Origin of the sequence: Vibrio genomosp. F10 str. ZF-129 (assembly GCF_000287055.2) — a bacterium.
Classification (GTDB): domain Bacteria; phylum Pseudomonadota; class Gammaproteobacteria; order Enterobacterales; family Vibrionaceae; genus Vibrio.
Genome location: NZ_AJYQ02000126.1, coordinates 1 through 339 on the forward strand (window position 1 = coordinate 1; position 339 = coordinate 339).

1 protein-coding gene is annotated in these 339 nt (G+C 44.0%); it reads right to left on the bottom strand.

The window, feature by feature from the left end; all coding sequences use genetic code 11:
• A partial coding sequence (locus tag A1QO_RS20415; RefSeq protein WP_038131299.1) for a hypothetical protein occupies window positions 1–339 on the bottom strand: 339 nt, incomplete at both ends.

Consider the following 339-nt stretch of genomic DNA (forward strand, 5'->3'; position numbering starts at 1 on the left):
GCTCTGGCTCTGGCTCTGGCTCTGGCTCTGCATGGTTTAGTTCGGTTAAATTTGTGTCAATATCTAATGACAAATTATCTGCCACAGGCTCTTCATCTAAACCTGCATCTACTTCGTCATCAACCTGCAGAGCATCATCGAGTACTGGTGCTGCGTCTTCAACACTGAGAGCCGGTTCTAACTCTTCAGAGATGCTCGATTCATCATTGAAATCAGAATCTAAAGGACTGGAAGCGTCCAGTAATGGATCAGACTGTGGGGCAGAACTCAGCATGTCATCAATAAAGTCTTCACTATCAAACTCTACTGGTTCTTGTTCTTGTTCTTGTTCTTGTTCTT